This is a genomic window from Pseudomonas sp. P4_C3, assembly GCF_056402075.1.
This window is the reverse complement of the sequence record NZ_JBFUIC010000079.1, coordinates 1-21,174: the sequence shown is the minus strand read 5'-3', so window position 1 is coordinate 21,174 and position 21,174 is coordinate 1. Positions and strand designations below refer to the sequence as shown.

General features: G+C 61.3%; 18 protein-coding genes and 1 pseudogene. 11 read left to right on the top strand and 8 right to left on the bottom strand.

Annotated elements, in window-relative coordinates:
• From AC1DVH_RS15030 to gcbA, 4 genes and pseudogenes are all read right to left on the bottom strand, one after another.
• On the bottom strand, positions 1-348 hold a 348-nt coding region (locus AC1DVH_RS15030), incomplete at its 3' end, for a type II 3-dehydroquinate dehydratase (protein ID WP_477754466.1).
• A gap of 132 nt (positions 349-480) precedes the next feature.
• On the bottom strand, positions 481-2,226 hold the full coding sequence (locus tag AC1DVH_RS15025; RefSeq protein WP_477754465.1) for a protein-disulfide reductase DsbD: 1,746 nt from the start codon (positions 2,224-2,226) through the stop codon (positions 481-483).
• Positions 2,227-2,403: 177 nt separating this feature from the next.
• Positions 2,404-2,919 (bottom strand): annotated as a pseudogene (locus tag AC1DVH_RS15020) (methyl-accepting chemotaxis protein); the annotation flags it as partial.
• A 1,483-nt stretch (positions 2,920-4,402) separates the two neighbouring features.
• Positions 4,403-6,073 (bottom strand): diguanylate cyclase GcbA, encoded by a 1,671-nt coding sequence (gcbA, locus tag AC1DVH_RS15015; protein ID WP_477754464.1) that lies wholly within the window; start codon positions 6,071-6,073, stop codon positions 4,403-4,405.
• 486 nt (positions 6,074-6,559) lie between these two features.
• On the opposite strand from gcbA, the gene AC1DVH_RS15010 reads away from it, so the two are divergent.
• From AC1DVH_RS15010 to AC1DVH_RS14985, 6 genes are all read left to right on the top strand, one after another.
• Positions 6,560-7,627 (top strand): DUF2333 family protein, encoded by a 1,068-nt coding sequence (locus AC1DVH_RS15010; protein WP_108219840.1) that lies wholly within the window; start codon positions 6,560-6,562, stop codon positions 7,625-7,627.
• 3 nt (positions 7,628-7,630) lie between these two features.
• Positions 7,631-8,188 carry an NUDIX hydrolase gene (locus AC1DVH_RS15005; RefSeq protein WP_477754463.1) on the top strand — a complete coding sequence of 186 codons (558 nt, stop codon included), beginning with the start codon at positions 7,631-7,633 and terminating at the stop codon, positions 8,186-8,188.
• A 289-nt stretch (positions 8,189-8,477) separates the two neighbouring features.
• Positions 8,478-8,849, top strand: a complete 372-nt coding sequence (locus AC1DVH_RS15000; RefSeq protein WP_007991289.1) for a translation initiation factor Sui1 — start codon at positions 8,478-8,480, stop codon at positions 8,847-8,849.
• A 217-nt stretch (positions 8,850-9,066) separates the two neighbouring features.
• Complete coding sequence (gene speA, locus AC1DVH_RS14995; protein ID WP_477754462.1) at positions 9,067-10,980, top strand: arginine decarboxylase; 1,914 nt, start codon at positions 9,067-9,069, stop codon at positions 10,978-10,980.
• A 232-nt stretch (positions 10,981-11,212) separates the two neighbouring features.
• Positions 11,213-12,532 carry a type VI secretion system Vgr family protein gene (locus AC1DVH_RS14990; protein WP_477754461.1) on the top strand — a complete coding sequence of 440 codons (1,320 nt, stop codon included), beginning with the start codon at positions 11,213-11,215 and terminating at the stop codon, positions 12,530-12,532.
• Complete coding sequence (locus AC1DVH_RS14985; protein ID WP_477754460.1) at positions 12,529-13,329, top strand: DUF4123 domain-containing protein; 801 nt, start codon at positions 12,529-12,531, stop codon at positions 13,327-13,329. The genes AC1DVH_RS14990 and AC1DVH_RS14985 overlap by 4 nt, the downstream gene beginning before the upstream one ends.
• A gap of 11 nt (positions 13,330-13,340) precedes the next feature.
• On the opposite strand, the gene AC1DVH_RS14980 is transcribed toward AC1DVH_RS14985, so the two are convergent.
• Positions 13,341-14,690 carry an MATE family efflux transporter gene (locus AC1DVH_RS14980; RefSeq protein ID WP_477754459.1) on the bottom strand — a complete coding sequence of 450 codons (1,350 nt, stop codon included), beginning with the start codon at positions 14,688-14,690 and terminating at the stop codon, positions 13,341-13,343.
• A 196-nt stretch (positions 14,691-14,886) separates the two neighbouring features.
• Positions 14,887-15,180, bottom strand: a complete 294-nt coding sequence (locus AC1DVH_RS14975; RefSeq protein ID WP_477754458.1) for a hypothetical protein — start codon at positions 15,178-15,180, stop codon at positions 14,887-14,889.
• Between the two features lie 157 nt (positions 15,181-15,337).
• On the opposite strand from AC1DVH_RS14975, the gene AC1DVH_RS14970 reads away from it, so the two are divergent.
• The 5 genes from AC1DVH_RS14970 to AC1DVH_RS14950 all read left to right on the top strand — a co-directional run bounded on the left by AC1DVH_RS14970 (position 15,338) and on the right by AC1DVH_RS14950 (position 18,766).
• Positions 15,338-15,640, top strand: coding sequence for a MazG-like family protein (locus AC1DVH_RS14970; protein WP_150813548.1), 303 nt, complete (start codon positions 15,338-15,340; stop codon positions 15,638-15,640).
• The gene (locus tag AC1DVH_RS14965; RefSeq protein WP_477754457.1) at positions 15,640-16,389 is read left to right on the top strand and encodes a methyltransferase domain-containing protein; all 750 of its coding nucleotides are present in this window, start codon (positions 15,640-15,642) and stop codon (positions 16,387-16,389) included. The genes AC1DVH_RS14970 and AC1DVH_RS14965 overlap by 1 nt, the downstream gene beginning before the upstream one ends.
• A gap of 12 nt (positions 16,390-16,401) precedes the next feature.
• Positions 16,402-17,010 carry a DUF4136 domain-containing protein gene (locus tag AC1DVH_RS14960; protein WP_477754456.1) on the top strand — a complete coding sequence of 203 codons (609 nt, stop codon included), beginning with the start codon at positions 16,402-16,404 and terminating at the stop codon, positions 17,008-17,010.
• Positions 17,011-17,065: 55 nt separating this feature from the next.
• Positions 17,066-17,629 carry a DUF4136 domain-containing protein gene (locus AC1DVH_RS14955; protein ID WP_477754455.1) on the top strand — a complete coding sequence of 188 codons (564 nt, stop codon included), beginning with the start codon at positions 17,066-17,068 and terminating at the stop codon, positions 17,627-17,629.
• 831 nt (positions 17,630-18,460) lie between these two features.
• On the top strand, positions 18,461-18,766 hold the full coding sequence (locus AC1DVH_RS14950) for a DUF6124 family protein (protein ID WP_477754454.1): 306 nt from the start codon (positions 18,461-18,463) through the stop codon (positions 18,764-18,766).
• A gap of 62 nt (positions 18,767-18,828) precedes the next feature.
• Here the strand turns inward: AC1DVH_RS14950 and AC1DVH_RS14945 are convergent, their stop codons facing one another.
• Positions 18,829-19,683 carry a MaoC family dehydratase gene (locus AC1DVH_RS14945; RefSeq protein WP_477754453.1) on the bottom strand — a complete coding sequence of 285 codons (855 nt, stop codon included), beginning with the start codon at positions 19,681-19,683 and terminating at the stop codon, positions 18,829-18,831.
• A 2-nt stretch (positions 19,684-19,685) separates the two neighbouring features.
• Complete coding sequence (locus tag AC1DVH_RS14940; protein ID WP_477754452.1) at positions 19,686-21,038, bottom strand: 3-oxoacyl-ACP reductase; 1,353 nt, start codon at positions 21,036-21,038, stop codon at positions 19,686-19,688.
• Positions 21,039-21,174 lie beyond the last annotated feature (136 nt).

The following is a 21,174-nucleotide window of genomic DNA, read 5'->3' as shown; positions in this document are numbered from 1 at the left end:
GTAAGAGTGATGGCGGAAAGGTTCGCGTTTGTGCACGTTAGACAAATGCACTTCGATGAATGGGATGCTCACCGCCAGCAGCGCGTCACGTAATGCGACACTTGTATGTGTAAAAGCTGCTGGGTTGATCAGAATGAAGTCCACGCCTTCACTGCGGGCAGCGTGAATGCGGTCGATCAATTCGTACTCGGCATTGCTTTGCAGGTGCAGCAGATGGTGACCGGCTTCGCGGGCACGGCGTTCCAGGTCCTGGTTGATCTGCGCCAGCGTCGTGGCGCCGTAGGTGCCCGGTTCACGAGTGCCGAGCAAGTTCAGGTTGGGTCCGTGCAGAACGAGTAACGTCGCCATCGGCGGTTCCTATGTTATCTGTGAGCAATTGTCAGAACCCGGCGACTATGCCGCAAAGCCTTTGTGACTGTCCAGTTCTCTGCAATAGCCAGCACGATGACCGATGTTTGCGCGAAATATATGACTGCTTGATTAAATGTGGTCATTCGCCCTGGCAACACGTTCGGCGAAGTCCCTGGCGTTGATCTCGCCGATCACCCGTACATCGGCGCGTTCGACACCATCCTTGCCAAAAAACATCAGCGCCGGAGGACCGAACAACTGGTAACGGTCGAGGAGGGTGCGTTGCTCGGCGTTGCTGGCGGTGATGTCGAAGCGGATCAGCCGGTAACCCTTGAGGCGTTCGATGACGACAGGGTCGTCCAGCACCTCATGTTCGATGACTTTGCAGCTGATGCACCAGTCGGCGTACCAGTCGAGCAGCAGCGGTGTGCCGGATGACCGGGCCTCGGCGAGCACGCGGTCCAGATCGGCGGAAGTGCTGACGGTTTGCCAGACACTGGTGCCTTGTACAGGCTGGTTGCCCTCGACGACGTGCGGTTGGCCAATCGGATTGAAGGGATCGGTCTGGCCGCTGAACGCGCCGTACCAGCAGGCCAGGGCGTAAAACACCAGGAACATTCCGAGCAACTGCCCGAGACGCTTGCGCGGCGGCTTGTAGACGAACTCCAGCGCGCCCATGAACAAGCCGACGCCACCGGCCAGAAGCCCGATCAACAGCAAACTGACCTGGCCGGGCAAGACCCGGCTGAGCAGGCCGATCGCCAGTCCCAGCAACAACACGCCAATCGCGTTTTTCACGTAGACCAGCCACGGACCGCTTTTCGGCAGCCAGGCTGCGCCACCGGTGGCCACCAGCAACAGCGGTGCGCCCATGCCGAGGCCGAGCATGAACAGTTTCAAGCCGCCGCCCAGCGCATCGCCACTGGCGCTGATGTACAACAGCGCGCCGGCCAATGGCGCCGAAACACAGGGTGAAACCAGCAAGCTGGAGACCACGCCCAACACCGCAGCGCCCCACAGTGAGCCGCCTTTGGCGCGACCGGCGATGCGGTCCAGGCGACTGCTGATGGCGTGCGGCAATTTGAGTTCGAAGACGCCGAACATCGCCAACGCGAACAGCGCAAAAAACATCGCGAAAGGCACCAGTACCCAGGCCGATTGCAGCCGCGCCTGCAGATTGAGCTGGGCGCCGAATAGCCCCATCAGCGCACCGAGCAGGGCAAAGCAGGCGGCCATCGGCAGCACATAAGCCAGTGACAGATTGAAACCGCGCCAGCCACCGACCTGGCCGCGCAGCACCACGCCGGACAGGATCGGCAGCATGGGCAGCACGCATGGCGTGAACGTCAGGCCCAGGCCCGCGAGGAAAAACAGCGCCAGTTCACGCCAGCTCCATGGAGAAGCCGTCGCCGGAGCGCCGCTGCCGTCGATGCTCAAACGCTCGGTTTCCGGTGGATAGCACAAACCTTTGTCGGCGCAACCCTGATAGGTCACGGCCAGAGTGAAGGCGCGCTGATCGGTGCGTGGTAACTCGACGTCGAGAATGCCGTGGTAGACCTCGACGTCGCCGAAGTATTCATCGTGTTTTTTCTGGCCGTCGGGCAGTTTCGCCGCGCCGAGGAAAACTTCGGCCGGATCGGCGCGAAACTGAAAACGGTGACGGTAGAGGTAATAACCTTCGGTAGCGACAAAGCGCAGCTTGATCGATTGCGGCGTGCTTTCTACCAGGCTCAGCTGGAAGGCTTCGCGCACCGGCAGGAAGTCGGCGCTGTTGTTGATCGAGCCCAGGCTTGAGCTGGGTCGGTTCTCCAGCAAACCAGTGGCGCTTGCCGGCAGGGCGAACACTAAAAACAGCAGGCAAAGCAAACGGTGCATGACGATCTCGCGTATCGGAATTGGGGGGATGATAGCGGACAGTCGTTCGGTGTGCAGAGCCAAGGATGTGTGGTGAGTGAACTGACGTCATCGCGAGCAAGCTCGCTCCCACAATGACCGCGCACGACCCTGTGGGAGCGAGCTTGCTCCGGGCGGCGTTCCGACGATGGCGGTCTGTCAGACGCGAAAAGCCTGAACGGCTGTATACAATCGACCACCCAGCACCAGAAGATTTTCTCCCTGCTCACGCCCTTCGCCGATACGCAGCAGGTTATCCCCACCCAACTGGTGAATCCTCTCACTGTGGCCACGGATCTCGCTGACAGCGCCGCTTTGCTGGGCTGTGACATCGGCGATGCGGACCGCCGTGTCGGAAATGGTCTGGATCGCCCCGACGATTTTATCCAGCGCACCATCGGCGGCCTGGGCCTGGTTGGCCGTGGCCTCGGCGTGTTCGACCTGGGCGCGCATGCCTTCCACCGATTGCCGTGCGGCGGTTTGCAGCCCTGCGATCAGCGTCTGGATTTGCGCCGTGGCCCCGGCGGTACGTTGCGCCAGTGAGCGCACCTCTTCCGCCACCACGGCAAAGCCTCGGCCCATTTCCCCGGCCCGGGCCGCCTCGATGGCGGCGTTCAAGGCCAGCAGGTTGGTCTGGTCGGCAATCGAGCGGATCACCGTCAACACGCCGCCGATGGTGGCCGACTCTTCGGCCAGGTGTTCGATCATTTGTGCATTGCCTTGCACTTCATCCACCAGCGCATGCAGGCCGGTGAGGCTCAGGCCGATGACTTTCTGTCCATGCTCCACGGCGAGGCCGGCGTGGCGGCTGGCATCGGCGGCCTGGCTGGCATCGCCGGCGACTTGTTGGATGGTCGCTTCCAGCTCACTGAGGGAATCGCGGATCAGTGCCGTGTCGCCGGCCTGATGCTCGGCACCGCTGTGCAAGTCGTTGCTCAGGTCAGCCAGGGTGCGACTGCTGCCGGCCACCTGTTCGGCGTTGCGGCGAATGGTCCCCACCAAGTCCACCAGATAGGCGCGCAAGCGGTTGAGCGACGCTTCAATGTCATGCAGTTCGCGGTTGGTGTTACCCAGTTGAATGTCGTGGCTGAAGTCGCCTTCGGCCCAGGTCGAGAGGGCCGGGGCGAGGTTCGTCAGGGTCCGTGCCAGTTTGCGCTGCAGGGTGTCTATCAGCAGTGCGATCAACAGAATCAAACCGATCATCACACCTTGCATCAGCCGCACTTCACCCTGGATCTGCCCATGCTGGGCGCGCACCACCGGTTCCAGCCCGGCAATGGCCTGTTGCACGTCGGCGATTTTCACGTGAGTCGCGGCGCTGAGGTCGGCGCGTTTCTGGATTTGATCGCGAGTGCGCGTGAGCTCGGCCGGATAGCGGGTGAGCAGGCTGTTGAGTTCGCGCTTGAGGCCGACACCAGCATCTTCGGCGACGGTTTTTTCCTTGTTCTCAAGGCCCATCATCGAGGCGAAATCGTCGGTGTTCGACTCGTTGCTGGTGGTCACGCCCAGCAAGGGCAGGGCATCCAGTTTTTCGGCCTGGGTGCGGATGTTGGCCACTTCGCGTTCGACGTCGGCAGCCAGTCCGCTGCGGCCGCTGCTGACCAGTTTGTCCCGGGCCAGGGACAATTTGCCCAGGTGCTGCGATGCGGTGAGCAGCGGCGTCAGGTAGGCCGCATTGCCACTGGCGTACTGGCTGAGCTGATCGAGACTGGCACCCAGTTCCCGCTCGGCCTGTAGCAGCAAGGCCTGCGGATCGCCTGCCAGTTTGCCGGCGGCCAGCAGGTCGGTTTTGCTGAATTCTTCAAGGGTCGACAGGCTGGGGCGCAGCGTCTCGGCCAAGGCCGGTGGCAATTCGCCGAGTTCTTTCTTCATGCTGTCGATGCCTTGGGAGGCACTGCTCAGGCGCAGTGCATCGCCGCTGCCCAAGTAATCCTCGACGCTGCGGGCCACTTCATTCTGAAACTGCTGCGACAGGCCCAGGTAGCGCTCCATTAATAGATACGGACGCTCAAGGGCCTTCTGCGACCACCACAGCGTAGCGCCGAGGGCCACGCACACGGCCACCAGAAGGAGGGTATTGAGATTGGTCAGCAGCTTCAGGCGCATTACGGACTACCAACGGCAGAAATGGTAAGTGCCTGAAGTTATTGCGTTTCTGTTACAGGGTTATGACTGTATCGGTCGACTCCGATAAAAAAGTGGCACTTTGCTTTGATGTGCGAGCGGCCTGTATTCGATTGCGTCCGTCATGTTTGGCGCGATACAGCGCATCATCTGCCTGACTGGCCATCATCAGGCTGTCGGAGCTTTCGCATGACTCCACCAACCCGGCGCTGAAGGTGCACCACAGATCCTGGGGTTGCGCGGGGTAGTGAATCTCGGCAAAACGCTGTCGGATTTCATCGAGCACGTTGTAGGCCGCTTCGATATCGGTGTCCGGCATGACAATGGCGAACTCTTCACCACCGTAGCGGCCAATGAAGTCGGTTTTGCGCAGGCGTTGCTTGAGAAACAGCGCCAGGCTCTTGATCACCCGGTCACCCATGGGGTGACCGTGGCTGTCGTTGACCCGTTTGAAATGGTCGATGTCGAGCATGGCAAAGCTCAGCGGCTTGCTTTCGCGGCGGGCGCGGAACGAGCAGTCTTCGAGCAATTGCAGGATATGCGTGTGGTTGTACAGGCCGGTGAGACTGTCGCGGACCATTCGTGCCTTGAGGTTGCGTGCCCGTGCCGCGCGGTTACGCACGGTGGTGATCAGGTGCCGGGGCTTGATCGGTTTGGTCAGGAAGTCATCGCCGCCTTCGCTCATGGCGTCGAGCTGTTTGTCCAGGTCGTCTTCGGCCGACAGGTAAATGATCGGCACGCTGACGTAACGGTCGTTATGGCGGATCACCTTGGCCAGTTCCGTGCCGGTGCAGGCCGGCATGTACATGTCTAGGATGATCAGGTCCGGCTGGAAATCCGCCAGTTCGGCCATGGCCTGGATCGGCTCGATCAACGTCCGGGTGACGATCCCTGCGCTGTTGAGCAGGCGCTCGGTGTGCAGGGCCTGGGCGCGGGAGTCGTCGATGATCAGCACTTTATAAGGTTCGTACTGGGCAACGCAGGTCAGGACTTCGATCTTCTCCAGCAGGCTCGACGCTTCGAGGGTACCGGTGAGGAACTCCTGGCCGCCGGCACGCACGGCGGCGAGGCGGGTCGGGGTGTCGGTTTCGTGCAGGCTGAAGAACAGCAGCGGCAAGCGATGGTCCAGGCCTTCCTGGGCTTCGGCGGCCAGTTTCAGGCCGACGCCGGGGCCGCTGAAATCCACGTCCATGACAATCGCCGCCGGCAAGCGCTCGACCATCGATGAGCGAAACGCGTCTACGCTGTCCAGGGACTGGGCACTGAGCCCGAAGAATTCCAGTTGTTTGGCCAGGCGCTCGGCACGGCCGTGATCCTGCAGCATCACATAGACGGGCTTGCGCAGCGGTGGCAGGAAGGTCTGATCGAGTTGGTCGCCATGGCGCAGGCCGGTACGTGACAGGCGCTGCATCAAGCGATTGAGGTCGGTGATCAGGCCGCTGCTCAGGCGTCCGCGATTGGCGTCGACCGCCTCCAGGGACTGACCGATGTGACGTGCCAATTGCGTGTGTTCCGGTTGTTCGAAACGCTCGGCGAAACGCAGCAGACGCAGATTGGCCTCGCTCAGTTCCGACAGGTCGGCGGTGGACCACTCACTGCGTTGCAGGCGCTGCCATATCTCAAGAATCTGACGAGCCTGATGAATTACCCGCTGGGCAAAGTGGTGCTTGAGGCGCTCGCGGCTGGGGTCTTCTGGCTCGGTCATATCCTGACTACTAGTTAGGGTGCACGCTGAGGTCGACTGGTGGCTCTATGCTAGCACCACTTTTCCATTACATGAGTGCTGTACGTCAATAATCTGCAATGTCGCTTCATTCAATTTGTGATCGATCGGTCTGATTCTGGGCTGTTTAGTCGCCGTGTGCGGAGGCGAAGTGCCGTGAATCAGGGCGCTTGACGGGCGTAGGGCGGCAATTGGCGGGTGACAGACCATTGGTCATTTACGGCGGTCTGAGCGGTGCGGATCGGCCAGTTTTTATTGGCCTCAGGGGGCAGGGATTCCCTTGGGGCGTGTCATCCAAACCATTAGGAGGATTTCGACGGCAACACAGTCATCTGGTGGGCAGGAACTCTTTTCATCCGCAAGACCGGTAATTTTCCGCATCGGTGCGATGGCGGGTGCCGGGCCAAGGCACGTTGTTGTATGGTTGTGGTCGAACCGTTGACCTCAAGAGCTTGAAAGGATATCGCCATGCTGGACTGGAAGAACCGCACAGGCAGTGCGCCTGAACGTGCCGCTGAACCGAAGTCGGAGACCCGCAGTTATCTGGGCGGTCTGTTGTTCAGCCGGGCGCTGGCCACTTTGCTGGGCATCTACCTGTTGGTGGCGAGTGTCCTGGGCTGGTACTGGAGCCAGGAGCCGGCGCTGTTCCCGGTCCAGCAGACCGCCCAACTGGCGGCCGAGAAAGAAGGCAAGCAGATGGTCGTTGGCTACACCACAGTGGAAACCCTGAAGACCGTCGCCGGCACCTTGCTGACCAAGCCGGGCGGCTATATTTCCAACGACCGATTTCCGCCAGGCCTGTGGATGGACAACATGCCGAGCTGGGAATACGGTGTGCTGGTGCAGGTCCGCGACCTGAGCCGGGCAATGCGTAAAGACTTCGCCCGTTCGCAGTCGCAGTCCGCCGAAGACGCCGACCTGGCCAAGGCCGAGCCGCGTTTCAACTTCGACAACAAGAGCTGGGTGCTGCCATCCAGCGAGTCCGAATATCAGGAAGGCATCAATTCTCTGAGTCGCTATCAGGCGCGCCTGTCCGATCCGAACCAGAAGAGCGCGCTGTTCTATGCCCGCGCCGATAACCTGAACAACTGGCTGGGTGATGTCGGCACCCGTCTGGGTTCGCTGTCGCAACGGCTGTCGGCCAGTGTGGGCCGAGTCAAGCTCAACACCGCGTTGAAAACCGAGGTGGTAGCACCGGGCGTGGCGCCGCAGGTCGACGAAGAAATCGTTGAAACCCCATGGTTGCAAATCGACAACGTGTTCTACGAAGCCCGCGGCCAGGCCTGGGCGTTGTCGCATTTGCTGCGCGCCATTGAAGTCGACTTCGCCGACGTACTGGCAAAGAAGAACGCCACGGTCAGCGTGCGCCAGATCATTCGTGAACTGGAGGCGTCGCAGGAGCCGGTATGGAGCCCGATGATCCTCAACGGCAGTGGCTTCGGCGTACTGGCCAACCACTCGCTGGTCATGGCCAACTACATTTCCCGGGCCAACGCCGCGGTGATCGATTTGCGTCAATTGCTCAATCAGGGCTGAGTCATGGTCGATAACACCAGGGAAGCCGCGCACCGCGCGGCGTCCGATGCCGAACAGATCGCCTGGGTCGACGAGCAGGACAACCTGCTCGGCGCCCTGGTCCGTTCCGACTTGCGCGAGCGCGGGCTGATCGGGCGTGGCACCTACATCATGTTGTTCAATTCCGCTGGCGAGCTGTGCGTGCACCGGCGCACCCTGAGCAAGGCGATCTATCCCGGTTTCTGGGACGTGGCGGCGGGCGGCATGGTGCTCGCCAGTGAAACCTACGCCGAGTCGGCGGCCCGGGAGCTGGAGGAAGAGCTGGGAGTGAGTGGCGTGGAACTGACCGCTCATGACCATTTTTTCTTCGAGGACACCGGCAATCGCCTGTGGTGTTCGGCGTTCTCGGCGGTATGGGACGGCCCGTTGATCCTGCAACCGGAAGAGGTGCTGGAAGCGCGCTTTATCCCCATTGATCAGGTCATGCTGGAAATCGGGCAAAAGCCTTATTGCCCGGACTCTCTGGCCGCGTTGAAGCGCTATTTGCGCTCACACCGGATCGACGTCGCAAAACAGCTATAAATTGGCGCCGATTGGCTCTTAGCAATCGGCGTTTTTGCCGTTACACTGCGCGACTTTTCAAACTGAACCGGTATTGCTTCACCTGTAGGAGCGAGCTTGCTCGCGATGGACGTCAACGATAACGCGCGGTATCAGACAGCACGTGTTGTCCGTGGGTTTTTCGCGAGCAAGCTCGCTCCTACAAGGGTGGTACCGTTTCAGTAGCGCTGCCCCTGCCTGAGTGGGGCTTCGCGGTCGATAGCCTTCCCGAGTGCTGCGACCAGTCTTTGTCCTCCGAAGAGGATTGCCGGTGGCCAAAAAAGCCGCATCCTTCGCCGCCCTGGGCGGCCTGGTATTTTCCACCGACGCAGGTCGTCATTGCCCGGAATGCAGTAAACCGGTGGACGCCTGCATCTGCAAACAGACCGTTATCCCGGCCGGTGACGGCATTGCACGCGTGCGTCGCGAAAGCAAGGGCCGTGGCGGCAAGACGGTGACCACCATCACCGGCGTGCCATTGGCTGAAGACGCGCTCAAGGAACTGGCCACGACGTTGAAGAAACGTTGCGGTACCGGTGGCGCGTTGAAAGACGGTGTCATCGAAATCCAGGGCGATCATGTCGAGCTACTCTTGGCAGAACTGATCAAGCTCGGTTTCAAGGCGAAGAAGTCCGGCGGCTAGCAGCCTCTGTGAAAGCCACCCACGGCTTGATCCAGTCCCGTTCATTCTGGTCTGGCGTCGTCTCCATGGTTTTCACAGAGCCTGTTCATGACTGGTTTCTAAACTCACTGCGGTCAGCGAGGTCTACCCCCTCGTTGACGAACCGTCATTTTCATACTTTAGACTGCGCCGGCCTGAACCCAGGCGACGCTCTATGACTTCTTTATAGGGGACTTCGATGTCCGTACGACGCACACGCAAAGACGATGGCAGCCAATGGACAGTTGCGGACAGCCGCAGTGTTTACGGGATTCGCCATTGGGGGGCCGGGTATTTCGCGATCAATGACGCCGGTCGCGTCGAAGTTCGTCCGAACGGCCCGACCAGTTCGCCTATCGACCTGTTCGAGCAAGTCGACCAACTGCGCAAAAGCGGTTTGTCCTTGCCATTGCTGGTGCGTTTCCCCGACATCCTGCAAGACCGCGTGCGTCAGCTGACCGGTGCGTTCGACGCCAACATCGAGCGCCTGGAATATCAGAGCAAGTACACCGCGCTGTACCCGATCAAGGTTAACCAGCAGGAAGCGGTGATCGAAAACATCATTGCTACCCAGAACGTTTCCATCGGTCTGGAAGCCGGCTCCAAGCCGGAACTGCTGGCGGTACTGGCATTGGCGCCGAAGGGCGGCACCATCGTCTGCAACGGTTACAAGGACCGCGAGTTCATCCGTCTGGCGCTGATGGGCCAGAAGCTCGGCCACAACGTGTTCATCGTGATCGAGAAAGAATCCGAAGTCGGTCTGGTGATCGAAGAAGCGGCGGCGCTCAAGGTCAAGCCGCAGGTCGGCTTGCGCGTGCGTCTGTCGTCCCTGGCGTCGAGCAAGTGGGCAGACACCGGTGGTGAAAAATCCAAGTTCGGCCTGTCGGCGGCGCAACTGCTGTCGGTGGTCGAGCGTTTCCGCGCTGCCGGTCTGGATCAGGGCATTCGCCTGTTGCACTTCCACATGGGCTCGCAGATCGCCAACCTGGCGGACTACCAGCACGGCTTCAAGGAAGCGATCCGTTATTACGGCGAGTTGCGCAACCTTGGCCTGCCGGTGGATCACATCGACGTCGGCGGCGGTTTGGGCGTGGACTACGACGGTACTCACTCGCGTAACGCCAGTTCGATCAACTACGACATGGACGATTACGCCGGTGTCGTGGTCGGGATGCTCAAGGAGTTCTGCGACGCGCAGAGCCTGCCGCACCCGAACATCTTCTCCGAAAGCGGCCGCTCCCTGACCGCTCACCACGCCATGCTGGTGGTGCAGGTGACCGACGTCGAGAAACACAACGACGACGTGCCGAAGATCGATAACAAGGAAGAGCTGCCGGAAACCGTGCAGTGGCTGGTTGACCTGCTCGGCCCGACCGACATCGAAATGGTCACCGAGACTTACTGGCGCGCCACGCACTACATGAGCGACGTGGCCACTCAATACGCCGATGGCAAGCTGACCCTGGCGCAAAAAGCCCTGGCCGAGCAATGCTACTTCGCCGTTTGCCGCCGCCTGCACAACTCGTTGAAAGCCCGTCAGCGTTCTCACCGTCAGGTGCTCGACGAGCTCAACGACAAGCTGGCTGACAAGTACATCTGCAACTTCTCGGTATTCCAGAGCCTGCCGGACACCTGGGCCATCGGCCAGGTCCTGCCGATCMTSCCGCTGCAYCGACTCGACGAAGAGCCGCTGCGCCGTGCCGTGCTGCAAGACCTGACCTGCGACTCCGACGGCAAGATCAAGCAGTACGTCGACGAGCAGAGCATCGAGACCAGCTTGCCGGTGCACGGTCTGAATGAAGGTGAAGACTATCTGCTGGGGATCTTCCTGGTGGGCGCCTACCAGGAAATTCTTGGCGACATGCACAACCTGTTCGGTGACACCGACTCGGTGAACATCTATCAGAACGCCGACGGTAGCGTGTACCACGCCGGTATCGAAACCCACGACACCATCGAAGACATGCTGCGTTACGTGCATTTGTCGCCGGAGGAGCTGATGACTCACTACCGCGACAAGTGTGCCAGTGCCCGCATCAGCGCCACCGAGCGCACGCAGTTCCTCGATGCCTTGCGTCTGGGGCTGACCCGTTCGTCTTACCTGTCTTCCTGAGGTAAGCGCCATGCTCATCAGGTTGTCTGAAAATTTTCCGTTTACCGCGGAAATTTCAGATGACCTGGTGCGGCAATTCTCCTATTCCAGGCGAAATTTTCCGCGTCCTCGACCACCCAAAGCATTTGGTCTCCTTTTCGCGTAGGTTATTTCCTAATTTGTATTTCGGCACTCTACTCGGCCATGTCTCTCAGCGAGAATCCCCGACCGCCCCTCCTGTAGAGAAACGCCGATGTTCAATCCAGTCAGCGAACCGTCATTTCGTCTGGATGTAGCAGGTCTGCCCGACTCCTTTGAGGTCCTGGCCTTTACCGGTAAAGAGGCCATCAGCGAGCCGTTCGTGTTCGACCTGGAACTGCTGATCGATGACCCGGTGCTTGACCTTGCCAGTTTGCTGTACCGCCCGGCCTCGTTGCATTTCGGACCAGCTGGAAGCCACGTGCATGGACAATTGCATGAACTCGTCCAGCGTGATCATGCCTCGGGACCCCGGCTCTGCCAGGTGCGTCTGGGGCCAAAACTGGCATGCCTGGCCCAGCGCTTCAGCCAACGAATTTTCAGCGCCCTTTCAGTGCCGCAAATACTCGACAGGGTGCTCAAGGAGCACGGCATTACCGGCAAAGATCGACGCTTGGCGCTGAGCGGCGAATACCCGCCCCGGGATTTCTGCACGCAATATCGAGAGTCGGATCTGCAGTTTCTGCAGCGACTGTGCGCCCAGGAACGGCTTCACTACCGCTTCGAACACCGGGCTCGCGGGCACTGTGTGGTGTTTGGGGATGATCATCAGCATTTTCCAACCGGCGAACCTGCGGTATTGCGCAGCGAGGGCGATCGGCCGGCGGTGCGGCAGTTCGAGCGTCAGCACTGCGGTGGGACAGCGGCGCAGAGTGCCGAATGCCGGACAGACCTGGTGACCCTGCGCAGCGGTCGGCTGATGCCGCTGTCCGGTCATCCGGTTGCCGAATGCAATCGCCTCTGGTTGCTAACCCACGTTGAGCATTGGGGCAGTCAGGATACGGCGACGCCTTACCACAATCAGGCCCGTGCCCTGCAGTGGCCGACACCCTTCGCGCCGCCCTGTGTGACGGTCAAACCACAAATGCATAGCCTGCAACGGGCGTGGGTCGTCGAGGTCGATGAACCAAGCCCCGACCCGGCAAGGCAGGTACCGGTGCAGTTCGACTGGCTTTATCAGGGCGAAGGGGCTGCGCCCAGCCATTGCTGGTTACCCCTGGCCAGGCAACTGCAGGCATCGACGTTCTTGCCATTGCGGGAAGGGACTGAACTGGTCGTGGGTTTTGTCGAAGGCGATCCCGATCAACCGCAGATAACCGGGCTGCTGCATGCGCCGGCAACGGTCGAAGTGACGGACGCTGACACCCCCCAGCCCGGCTGCACCCATGATGAGGGCCTGGAGCAATGGTTGCGGTCGGGGGAGCCATTGCTGGTGTTGTGCCTGCTGCCCGGCGGTGGCAGTTTCAACCATTGCGCACAGGCGTTGTGCACCTGTCGTCTGGCGACGCAGCTTGGCCAGAGCTCTGGAGCATGATCGCCACACGCACGCCCGAGGCACCCCCGCAGTGGCTGTTGCTGGATGTGCCGGGCACGCCGCAGGCGGGTGCCACACTTCGGCAGATGTTTGCGCAAGCCCGGTGGTCAGGGTTGTTCGAAGGCACGGAGTGGCATGCGCTGCATGAGCAGGGACCGGTCCTGGTCGATCTGCGCACCTGCCCGGCACTGGCCGATTTATGCATCGTCGACGGACAACGCTGGCCCGGATTGCTGATGGTCAGCGAGGCCAGCGCTGCGTCGTTGCTGGCGCATTTGCGGCGCATGCTCACGGTCACGCTTGGCCTGCACCGGGCCCTTTTGAGCTACTACAACCCGATCACGGCAAGCTATTTCTTCGATGCCAGCGATGCCGTTGAACTGAGTCGCTGGCTCGGGCCCATCAACCAGTTGCGCTGGTTCGGTGGCAGCTGGGCCGACCACGCGATGGGATGTGAGGGCTGGCAGCGCTTGTCCAACCCGAGGCTGGCGGTCAGCCCGTTGGCAGTCGAGGAGAACCTCAGCGCCGGGCAACAGGAAAAACTGCAAACCTGCCTGCTCGAGCAGCAGGCCTGGCGCTGGAGCCAATCCACCGGTGCCGATTTCTCCCGCCTGTGGGCCCATGTGCAAGAAGGGGTGGCGCTGGGTTTCAGCGAGCGCCCGGTGCTTGATGGCTGGATATGGCTGCGCTTGCAGTATCCCGACGCCGTGCCCGTGCAGCCGTTGCCGGGGCGGACTCAACAGGAACGCCTCGATAGCCTGCGTCACTTGTGGCAGAACGATCCACCCGGGTCATGAGGTCGCCCCGTTCAGTGAGTGCTGCCAGCGAACCAGCCATCGTGACGGCGCAGGCGCCAGGCAATCACGCCAAGGGTCAGACTGCGCAGGAGCATGAACAACAAAAAGGTTATCCACAGGCCATGGTTGCCCCCGCCTTGCAGTGCCCAGCCGATAGGCAGCACCAGCGCCACGGTCAGCAGCATGCCGTTGCGCATTTCCCTGGCGCGGGTGGCGCCGATGAACAGACCGTCGAGCAGGTAACTCCAGACGGCAATCAGCGGCAGCACGGCGAGGTAGGGCAGGTAGATGAATGCGGTGTCGCGTACGCTCTGAATGTTGGTCTGCATTTCGATGAATAGATGCCCGGCGAACAGAAACAGCGCGGCGAACCCCAGGCTCGCCAGCAACGACCAGCCACCAGCAACCACCAATGAACGGCGCAGGGCATCGCGGTCGCGGGCGCCAAGCGCATGTCCGCACAGGGCTTCGACGGCGTGGGCCAGGCCATCGAGGGCGTGGGCGGTCAGCAGCAGGCCATTGAGCAAAAGAGCGTTGGCGGCGACCGTGGCGTCGCCCAGCCGCGTGCCTTGCACCGTGATCAGGAAGAACACCGATTGCAGCGCCAGGCTGCGGATGAAGATGTCACGGTTGACCGCCAGCAATGGCCGCCAACTCTGCCACAGCGCCAATGCCGCCCAAACGATAGGCCCGGGGTAGGCGCGCAGGGCTTTGCGAGTCATCAGCAAACCGATCAGTGCACCGGTCCATTCGGCAATCACCGARGCCCTGGCCGCACCGACCACGCCCCATTCCAGGCCGAGGACGAACCACAGGTTCAGGGCAATGTTGACCAGGTTGGTGGTCAGCAAAATCGCCAGCGGCGCCCGGGCATTCTGGGTGCCGAGAAACCAGCCGACCAGTGCATAACTGGCGAGCGCCGCCGGCAGGCCGAACAGGCGGGTGTGGAAGAACTCGCGGGTCAGTTGATCGAGCTCAGCCGACGGTTGCATGAAGTGCAATGCGATCGCGCTCAATGGCACGCCCACCGCACCCAACACCACGGCCAGGCCGATGGCGAGCAGCAGGCCTTGCAACAGAATCTGCCGCAAGGCCGCGCCATCCCCGCGCCCTGCCGCCTGGGCGGCGAACCCGGTGGAGCCCATGCGCAGAAAGCCCATGGCCCAGGCGAGGAAGGTGTACAGGCTGGCCCCGACCGCGACGGCGCCAAGTTGATGGGCATGGGGCAGGTGGCCGATGACGGTGCTGTCGACCAGTGCCACCAGCGGTACGGAAATGTTCGAAAGAATCATCGGCGCGGCGAGTGCCCAGACCCGGCGATGGGTAGGGCGGTCGCGCCAGTCGGCGGTCAGGTTGGACATGCAGGCTCCTTGGGGGAGCGGGCATTGTAGCGGTGAAAACGGGTTGGCTAAGTGAGCTCAATCCATAAAACACCAGAGATCCAATGTGGGAGCGAGCTTGCTCGCGATAGCGGTCTTTCAGTTGAATCAATTTTTGATGTGCCGCCGCCATCGCGAGCAAGCTCGCTCCCACAGGTGTTCAGTGGTGTCAGTGGTGTCAGTGGATGATCCAGCTGAGCAACCAAAGCCCCAGCACCAACCAGATAATCCCCATGATGAACGACGCATTGAGAAAGGCGCGGATCGCCGACCACAGCAGTAGCAGCCCGAGGATCAGGGTCACGATGCTGACGACCGAGGTATCCATGCCCAGCGCTTGGGACAAGCCTTCGACAAAGTTGCTGCTGGCGTTGCTCAACAGATTGAACAGCCCACTGAGGCCATCAACGATGAAGCGGATGATCGAGCCGAGTACCTGGCCGAGCCATTCGGAAAAACCTTCTACCTGCATGGAGTGAACGTCCTGATTAAAGAGAATTGAGTCTTGGGCTGTCGATCATGCTGCCGAGTTCCCACAAGCATAGAGGGTTGCACAGATGAGCATGTATCTTCTGCCCCTTGCCTTCACCTGTGATCCCCCCGAAGCTATACGCCTTCAGGAGAGCCCGATGAACCTTGTTGAACTGACCGAACGCCTGCACGCCATCCGTGACCGCAATGACTGGCGGCAATTTCACAGCCCGAAGAACCTGGCCATGGCCGCGAGCGTGGAAATGTCCGAGCTGGTGGAAATTTTCCAGTGGCTGACCGAAGACCAGTCACGCCAGTTGCCGGCGGACAAACTCGCCCACGCCGGGCAGGAAGTCGGTGACATTGTGCTTTATCTGTTGCTGTTGTGCAGTGAGCTGGGCCTGGACATGGATGCCGTGGTGCGCAGCAAACTGGCGGACAGCGAACGGAGGTTCAACTGATGAGCGACCGTCATTTCGATCAACTGGCGACCCGTTTCGCCGAAAAAATCTACGGCGGTGCCAAAGGTGCGATCCGTCTGGCGGTGTTGCAGGCCGATCTGGCCGAAACCTTGCCCGACCGGCCGCTGCGCGTTCTGGACATCGGCGCCGGCCTTGGCCATATGTCGTTGTGGCTGGCCGAGCGCGGCCATCAGGTGACCCTCGCCGAGCCTGCCGAACCGATGCTCGAAGGCGCCCGCCAGCGTTTTGCCGAAGCCGGGCAGAGCGCCACATTCATTCAGGCACCCTGGCAGGAACTGCTCGGGCAGCTCACCGAACCTTACGATCTGGTGCTGTGCCATGCGGTGCTGGAATGGCTGGCCGAGCCCCACGCCATCCTGCCGGTGCTGCATCAACTGACCAAGGCGGATGGCTGGCTGTCCCTGGCGTTCTACAACCGCGATGCGCTGATTTATCGCAACTTGCTCAAAGGCCATTTCCGCAAGATGCGCAAGAACGACATGGCCGGTGAAAAGCAGAGCCTGACCCCGCAGCAGCCCCTTGATCCGCGCGAGCTGGCGGCGCAACTTGAAGGCCTGTGGAAGGTCGAAATACAGAGTGGCGTGCGAGTTTTTCACGATTACATGCCGGTGGAATTCCAGGCCCGTGCCGAACTGGTGGACCTGCTCGAAATGGAACTGGCCCATCGCCGTCATCCAAGCTTTGCCGGGCTTGGGCGTTACTTGCACTGGATCTGTCGGCCTGTCTGATCGGAGCACGAAATGAAAAATCATTCAGGTGTACTGGTGTTCTGCCTGGGGCTGGCTGCCTGTCAGGGCAGCAACCCATATGTAGCTACCTCAAACCCTTTGCCACCGGCGCCGCCCCAGGCTGCCAATACGTTCGATCGCAGCGCCTACCCGGCAGCGCCGCGTGACTATGGGCGTTATCGCAGTTGGGCCTGGCTCAACGGCCATCTGCCACCGGGCACCGCCTGGGCCGACTCGGCGCAGGTCGCCGAAGCGGTCAGCAATGCGCTGGATCAACGCGGCTTGCGCCCGTTGCACGACAATCGCCCGGCCGACCTGTTTGTCAGCGCCAACATGCGCCTGGAAACCCGCCTGCGTCAGGTTCAGGACGACTATTACGGCGGCGGTTATGGCGGCTACAACGGCTACGGCCCTGGATATGGCGGATACGCCTCCGTGCCGATCATCCGTACCTATCGGGAACAGGTCGTGGTCGTGCAGGTGGACATGTTTGACGCCAAAAGCGGTCAGCCGGTGTGGAGCTCCAGCGCTGAAACCGGCAACCGGGGCAGCGAAAGCGAGCGCGCCGATGCCATACGGGAGGCTGTGGAAAAGGCAATGTCGGCGTATCCTCCTAGTTAGCTTCTTGTAGATAAGAAGCATTCCACAGGATCATGTCTTCAACCGGAGAATCATCATGTTCCGCCGTTTTGTTTTACTGGCAGTGGCCGCGCTGCTCAGTGCCTGCGCCGCCAACCAGGTCAATCATGACTTCGACGCCAGCCGCGACTTTGCTGCCTATCGCAGCTGGACCTGGAAAGAACCCGCCCTGCAATACCGTCCCGATGATCCTCGAATCAAGAGCGACCTGACCGAACAGCGCGTCCGTCAGGCGGTTGCCGATCAACTGGATCAGCGCGGTCTGCGTCCGGCCGCTGTAGGCGCCAAGGGCGATTTGAATGTGCAGACCTACCTGATTGTCGAAGAGCGGCAACAACAGGTGACCACCAATTACGGCGGCGGCTGGGGTAACCCTTGGTATGGCTACTACGGCGCCCCCATGTACAACGAAACCCGCAATGTCAGCTACAAAGTGGCGACCATCCAGATCGACCTGCTCGATGGCAAGGACGGCAAACTGGTGTGGCGCGGCAGTGACGAACAGATACTCAGTCGCACGCCGAACCCGACGGATCGTCGCGATGCCATCTGGCAAACGGTCACGCGGATATTGGCCAACTATCCACCGCACGCATCCTAGAATCAGCCGGCCTCGGACGCAGTTGGCGTTGGCTTTGTTGCCCAGTAATTTCGGGGTGCGGCAGTGGGTTACGGGGCACTGAGTTTTTTTGGATGGTGTACATATCCATTGCTGCGGTAACGGCGGCTTATGGTTTCGCCCTTACGGCGAGTCCCTTTGGCAAACGCCCCAAAGGAACCAAAGGTCTCGCCCCTTACGTACGGCCCCTCGCTGAGGCTCGGCGTTCCTTCGCTCCGGTATTCATCCGGGGGCATTGCCCTCCGGTCGGCTTCGCTTCGACCTACATGCAATGAGTTCGACTACGTCGAACGGCGCTGCGCGCCAATCCCCGGATGAACACCTCCACTCAGCCTCCCGAGGGGGCGGGTGGATCAAGATCAAAAGCTGCAGGCGAGCTAATGCTCGGCCTGATGAGTGGTGAGGAGCAGCGGGTGTGCGCCGATCTGCCTTTGCTTTTTTGTGGGAGCGGGCTTGCTCGCGATGGCGGCCTGGCAGCCGACCAATCCGGTGTAGTTTTCCTCAAGTCCCGAGGAAACCTCCGACATGTTTTTCAGGTTGTCCGTCGGAAGTGCGATCTCTAGCCTTTGTCCGTCACTGCAAATTCAGTGATCGGGCTGTCGCGGCCTGTTAAGTCTACTTGGTGCATAATCCACCGGCCCAAACCGGAGCGCTTCGGTGCTTGTCGTTTGATGTAATGGTGGCTGTGCGCGGGATACCTTCGGGTATGCCGGGTTTCCAAGTAGCTCGGTCCGCGACCCCGCGTACAGCTGCCACCCTTGATTGCTGTCGCGGCGATCAGTGGCAGCTCCATCTCATACTTGGAGCTTCACCATGATCAAACCCACCCCAAATCCCCCCGAAGCCGCCGACCGCGCCCTCGACCACTACCTCAATCCACCCAGGCAACCTGTCACCCACAAGCCCAGCACGATGTTCGTCATTGCCCCGCACATCGACACCGAAACCCTGCTGGCCCACGCTTGTGAATCACTGGCGTCGGCGAGTGTGATGGCGAGTGATTTCGCGGGGTTTCTGGAAGGCTCGCAGCGCAATACGATGCTGGGGATTGCGCAGGTGATCATGCTGGGTGAGCTGGCGGTGAACCGGGCGTTGGACAATCTCGATCCGCAAGACTGACCACGCAGCTTTTGTGGCGAGGGAGCCAAGCGCCCTCGCCACAGACATCGGCTTTATCAGGATCAGGCAACCGGCCGCCAGTGCCCGACCATATGCTCCAGATCCCCGGCACCCACCAATTGCAGATCCCCGCTCGGTCCCGGCGCACTGGCCAGCAACGTCACCTCACCGGGTAACCGTACCGGCTTCTTGAACTGCACTGCGATCTCGACATTCGCTGTCGGCAGGTGCCCGGCCAGCGCAGCTAGCGTGCGCGCCTTGTTCCATAGGCCATGGGCGATGGCGGTCGGGAAACCGAAGAGCCGGGCGCTGGCCGCGCTGAGGTGAATCGGGTTGTAGTCGCCGGACACCTTGGCGTATTGCCGGCCGATGTCCGAGGGCGCTCTCCAGTGCTCGACTTCGCTCAGGGCCAGGCTCGATTCCAGGTTCTCTTCGAGCGGTTCACCCTCGAGTTTGACGCCGCGACAGAGCATCCGGCTTTCTGCTTCCCACAACGGCCCCAACTGATCGTCGAGGCTGGTCAACAAATCGAACGTCGCGCCTTTGGCGTGGGGTTGCAGGTTCTGCACTTGCACGCTGACGCGCACCCGATTCACCCCGCCCATTGGGCGCAGCACACGAATGCGATTGCTCAGGTGTATCAGGCCCAGCAGCGGGAACGGGAAGTCCCTGGCCGTGAGCAACTGCATCTGCAAGGCAAACCCGAGGATGTGCGGGTAGGTCGGCGGTAGCAGGCCGTTGTCGGCGAAACCACAGACCTTGCGATAGGCCGACAGGCGCTTGGGATCGACTTCGACCCAGCAACGCAAGCCCGAATCGGGCAGGGTGGTGCCGGTGATTTTGCGCCGTGTCGCCGCTCGTGCGTACAACCCCGGCAAGCTGGGTTCGCGGTTGAGTGTGTGCCAGTCGGTGATCATCCTTAAGCCCCCAGAGCGCTTTGCCCACACACGCGCAACGCTTGCCCGGTAAACGCGCCGGTGCCCGGTTGCGCGAGCCAGGCCACGGCTTCGGCGACGTCTTGTGGCAAGCCGCCTTGGCCAAGCGAACTCATGYGCCGTCCGGCTTCGCGCAGGCCGAAGGGAATGTGCGCGGTCATCTGCGTTTCGATGAAGCCCGGCGCCACGGCGTTGATGCTGATGCCGCGCTCGTGGAGCAGTGGCGCCCAGGCTTGCGCCAGGCCAATGAGCCCGGCCTTGCTCGCGGCGTAATTGGTTTGCCCGCGATTGCCGGCGATGCCGCTGATGGACGCCAGCAGTATCACCCGGCCGTTGTCGTGCAGGGTGCCGCTGTCGAGCAGGGCTTTGGTCAGCACTTGCGGCGCATTGAGGTTGACCGCCAGCACGGCGTCCCAGTATTCSGGGGTCATGTTGGCCAGGGTTTTGTCACGAGTGATGCCSGCGTTGTGCACCACGATGTCAAGGCCGTCGGGCAACTGTTCGATCAACTGCGCGGCGGCGTCTTCGGCGCAGATGTCGAGGGTAATGCTGCGCCCACCGAGGCGTGCGGCGAGGGCTTCGAGATCGGTTTTGGCCGGGGGCACGTCGAGCAGGATGACGTCGGCACCATCACGGGCCAGGGTTTCCGCGATGGCGGCACCGATACCGCGTGCTGCGCCGGTGACCAGTGCCTTGGGCCCGGCGAGCGGGCGTGTCCAGTCGGTGACTGGCGTTGAGCACGCATTCAAGCGAATGACCTGCCCGGACACGAAGGCGCTTTTCGGTGAGAGGAAAAACCGCAGCGGGCCTTCCAGTTGCGCCTCGGCACCTTCGTCGACGTAGATCAATTGCAGGGTACCGCCGCTGCGCAACTCCTTGGCGAGGGAACGGCTGAAACCTTCCAGGGCACGCTGCACACTGGCGGCGAACGGGTCGCGCAGGCTTTGTGGATCGCGCCCGAGAATCACCAGGTGCGCGCAGTGATCGAGGTTCTTCATCAGCGGCTGGAAGAACTCGCGCAGTTGCTTGAGCTGGTCGGTGTGCAGCAGGTCACTGGCATCGAACACCACAGCCTTGAGTTTCGGTCCATGGCCGGGAATCCAGGCCGTGGCCATCGAAGGCTCGGTGCCGTAGCTGTAGATCACGTCGGTCAGGCGGTTGGCGAAGGCGCTGACGTGTTCCGCCAACGGCCCGCCGCCGATCAACAACGCACCTTCCACGGGCCGCAGTCGGCCTGCTTGCCAGCGCTCCAGCCTGGTCGGCGCCGGCAGCCCCAGGGCGCCGAGCAGGCGATGGCCGATGGACGAATTGGCGAAGTCGATATAGCGATCAGACATGGAACACGCTCCAAAAGCTGGGGATCAAAGTGTGGACCATGAATGGCTATCAGTCGTTCGATCCACGAGATAAGGCCTACGCTTGGTCATTGTAGGAGCTGCCGAAGGCTGCGATCTTTTGATCATTAAAAAAGGC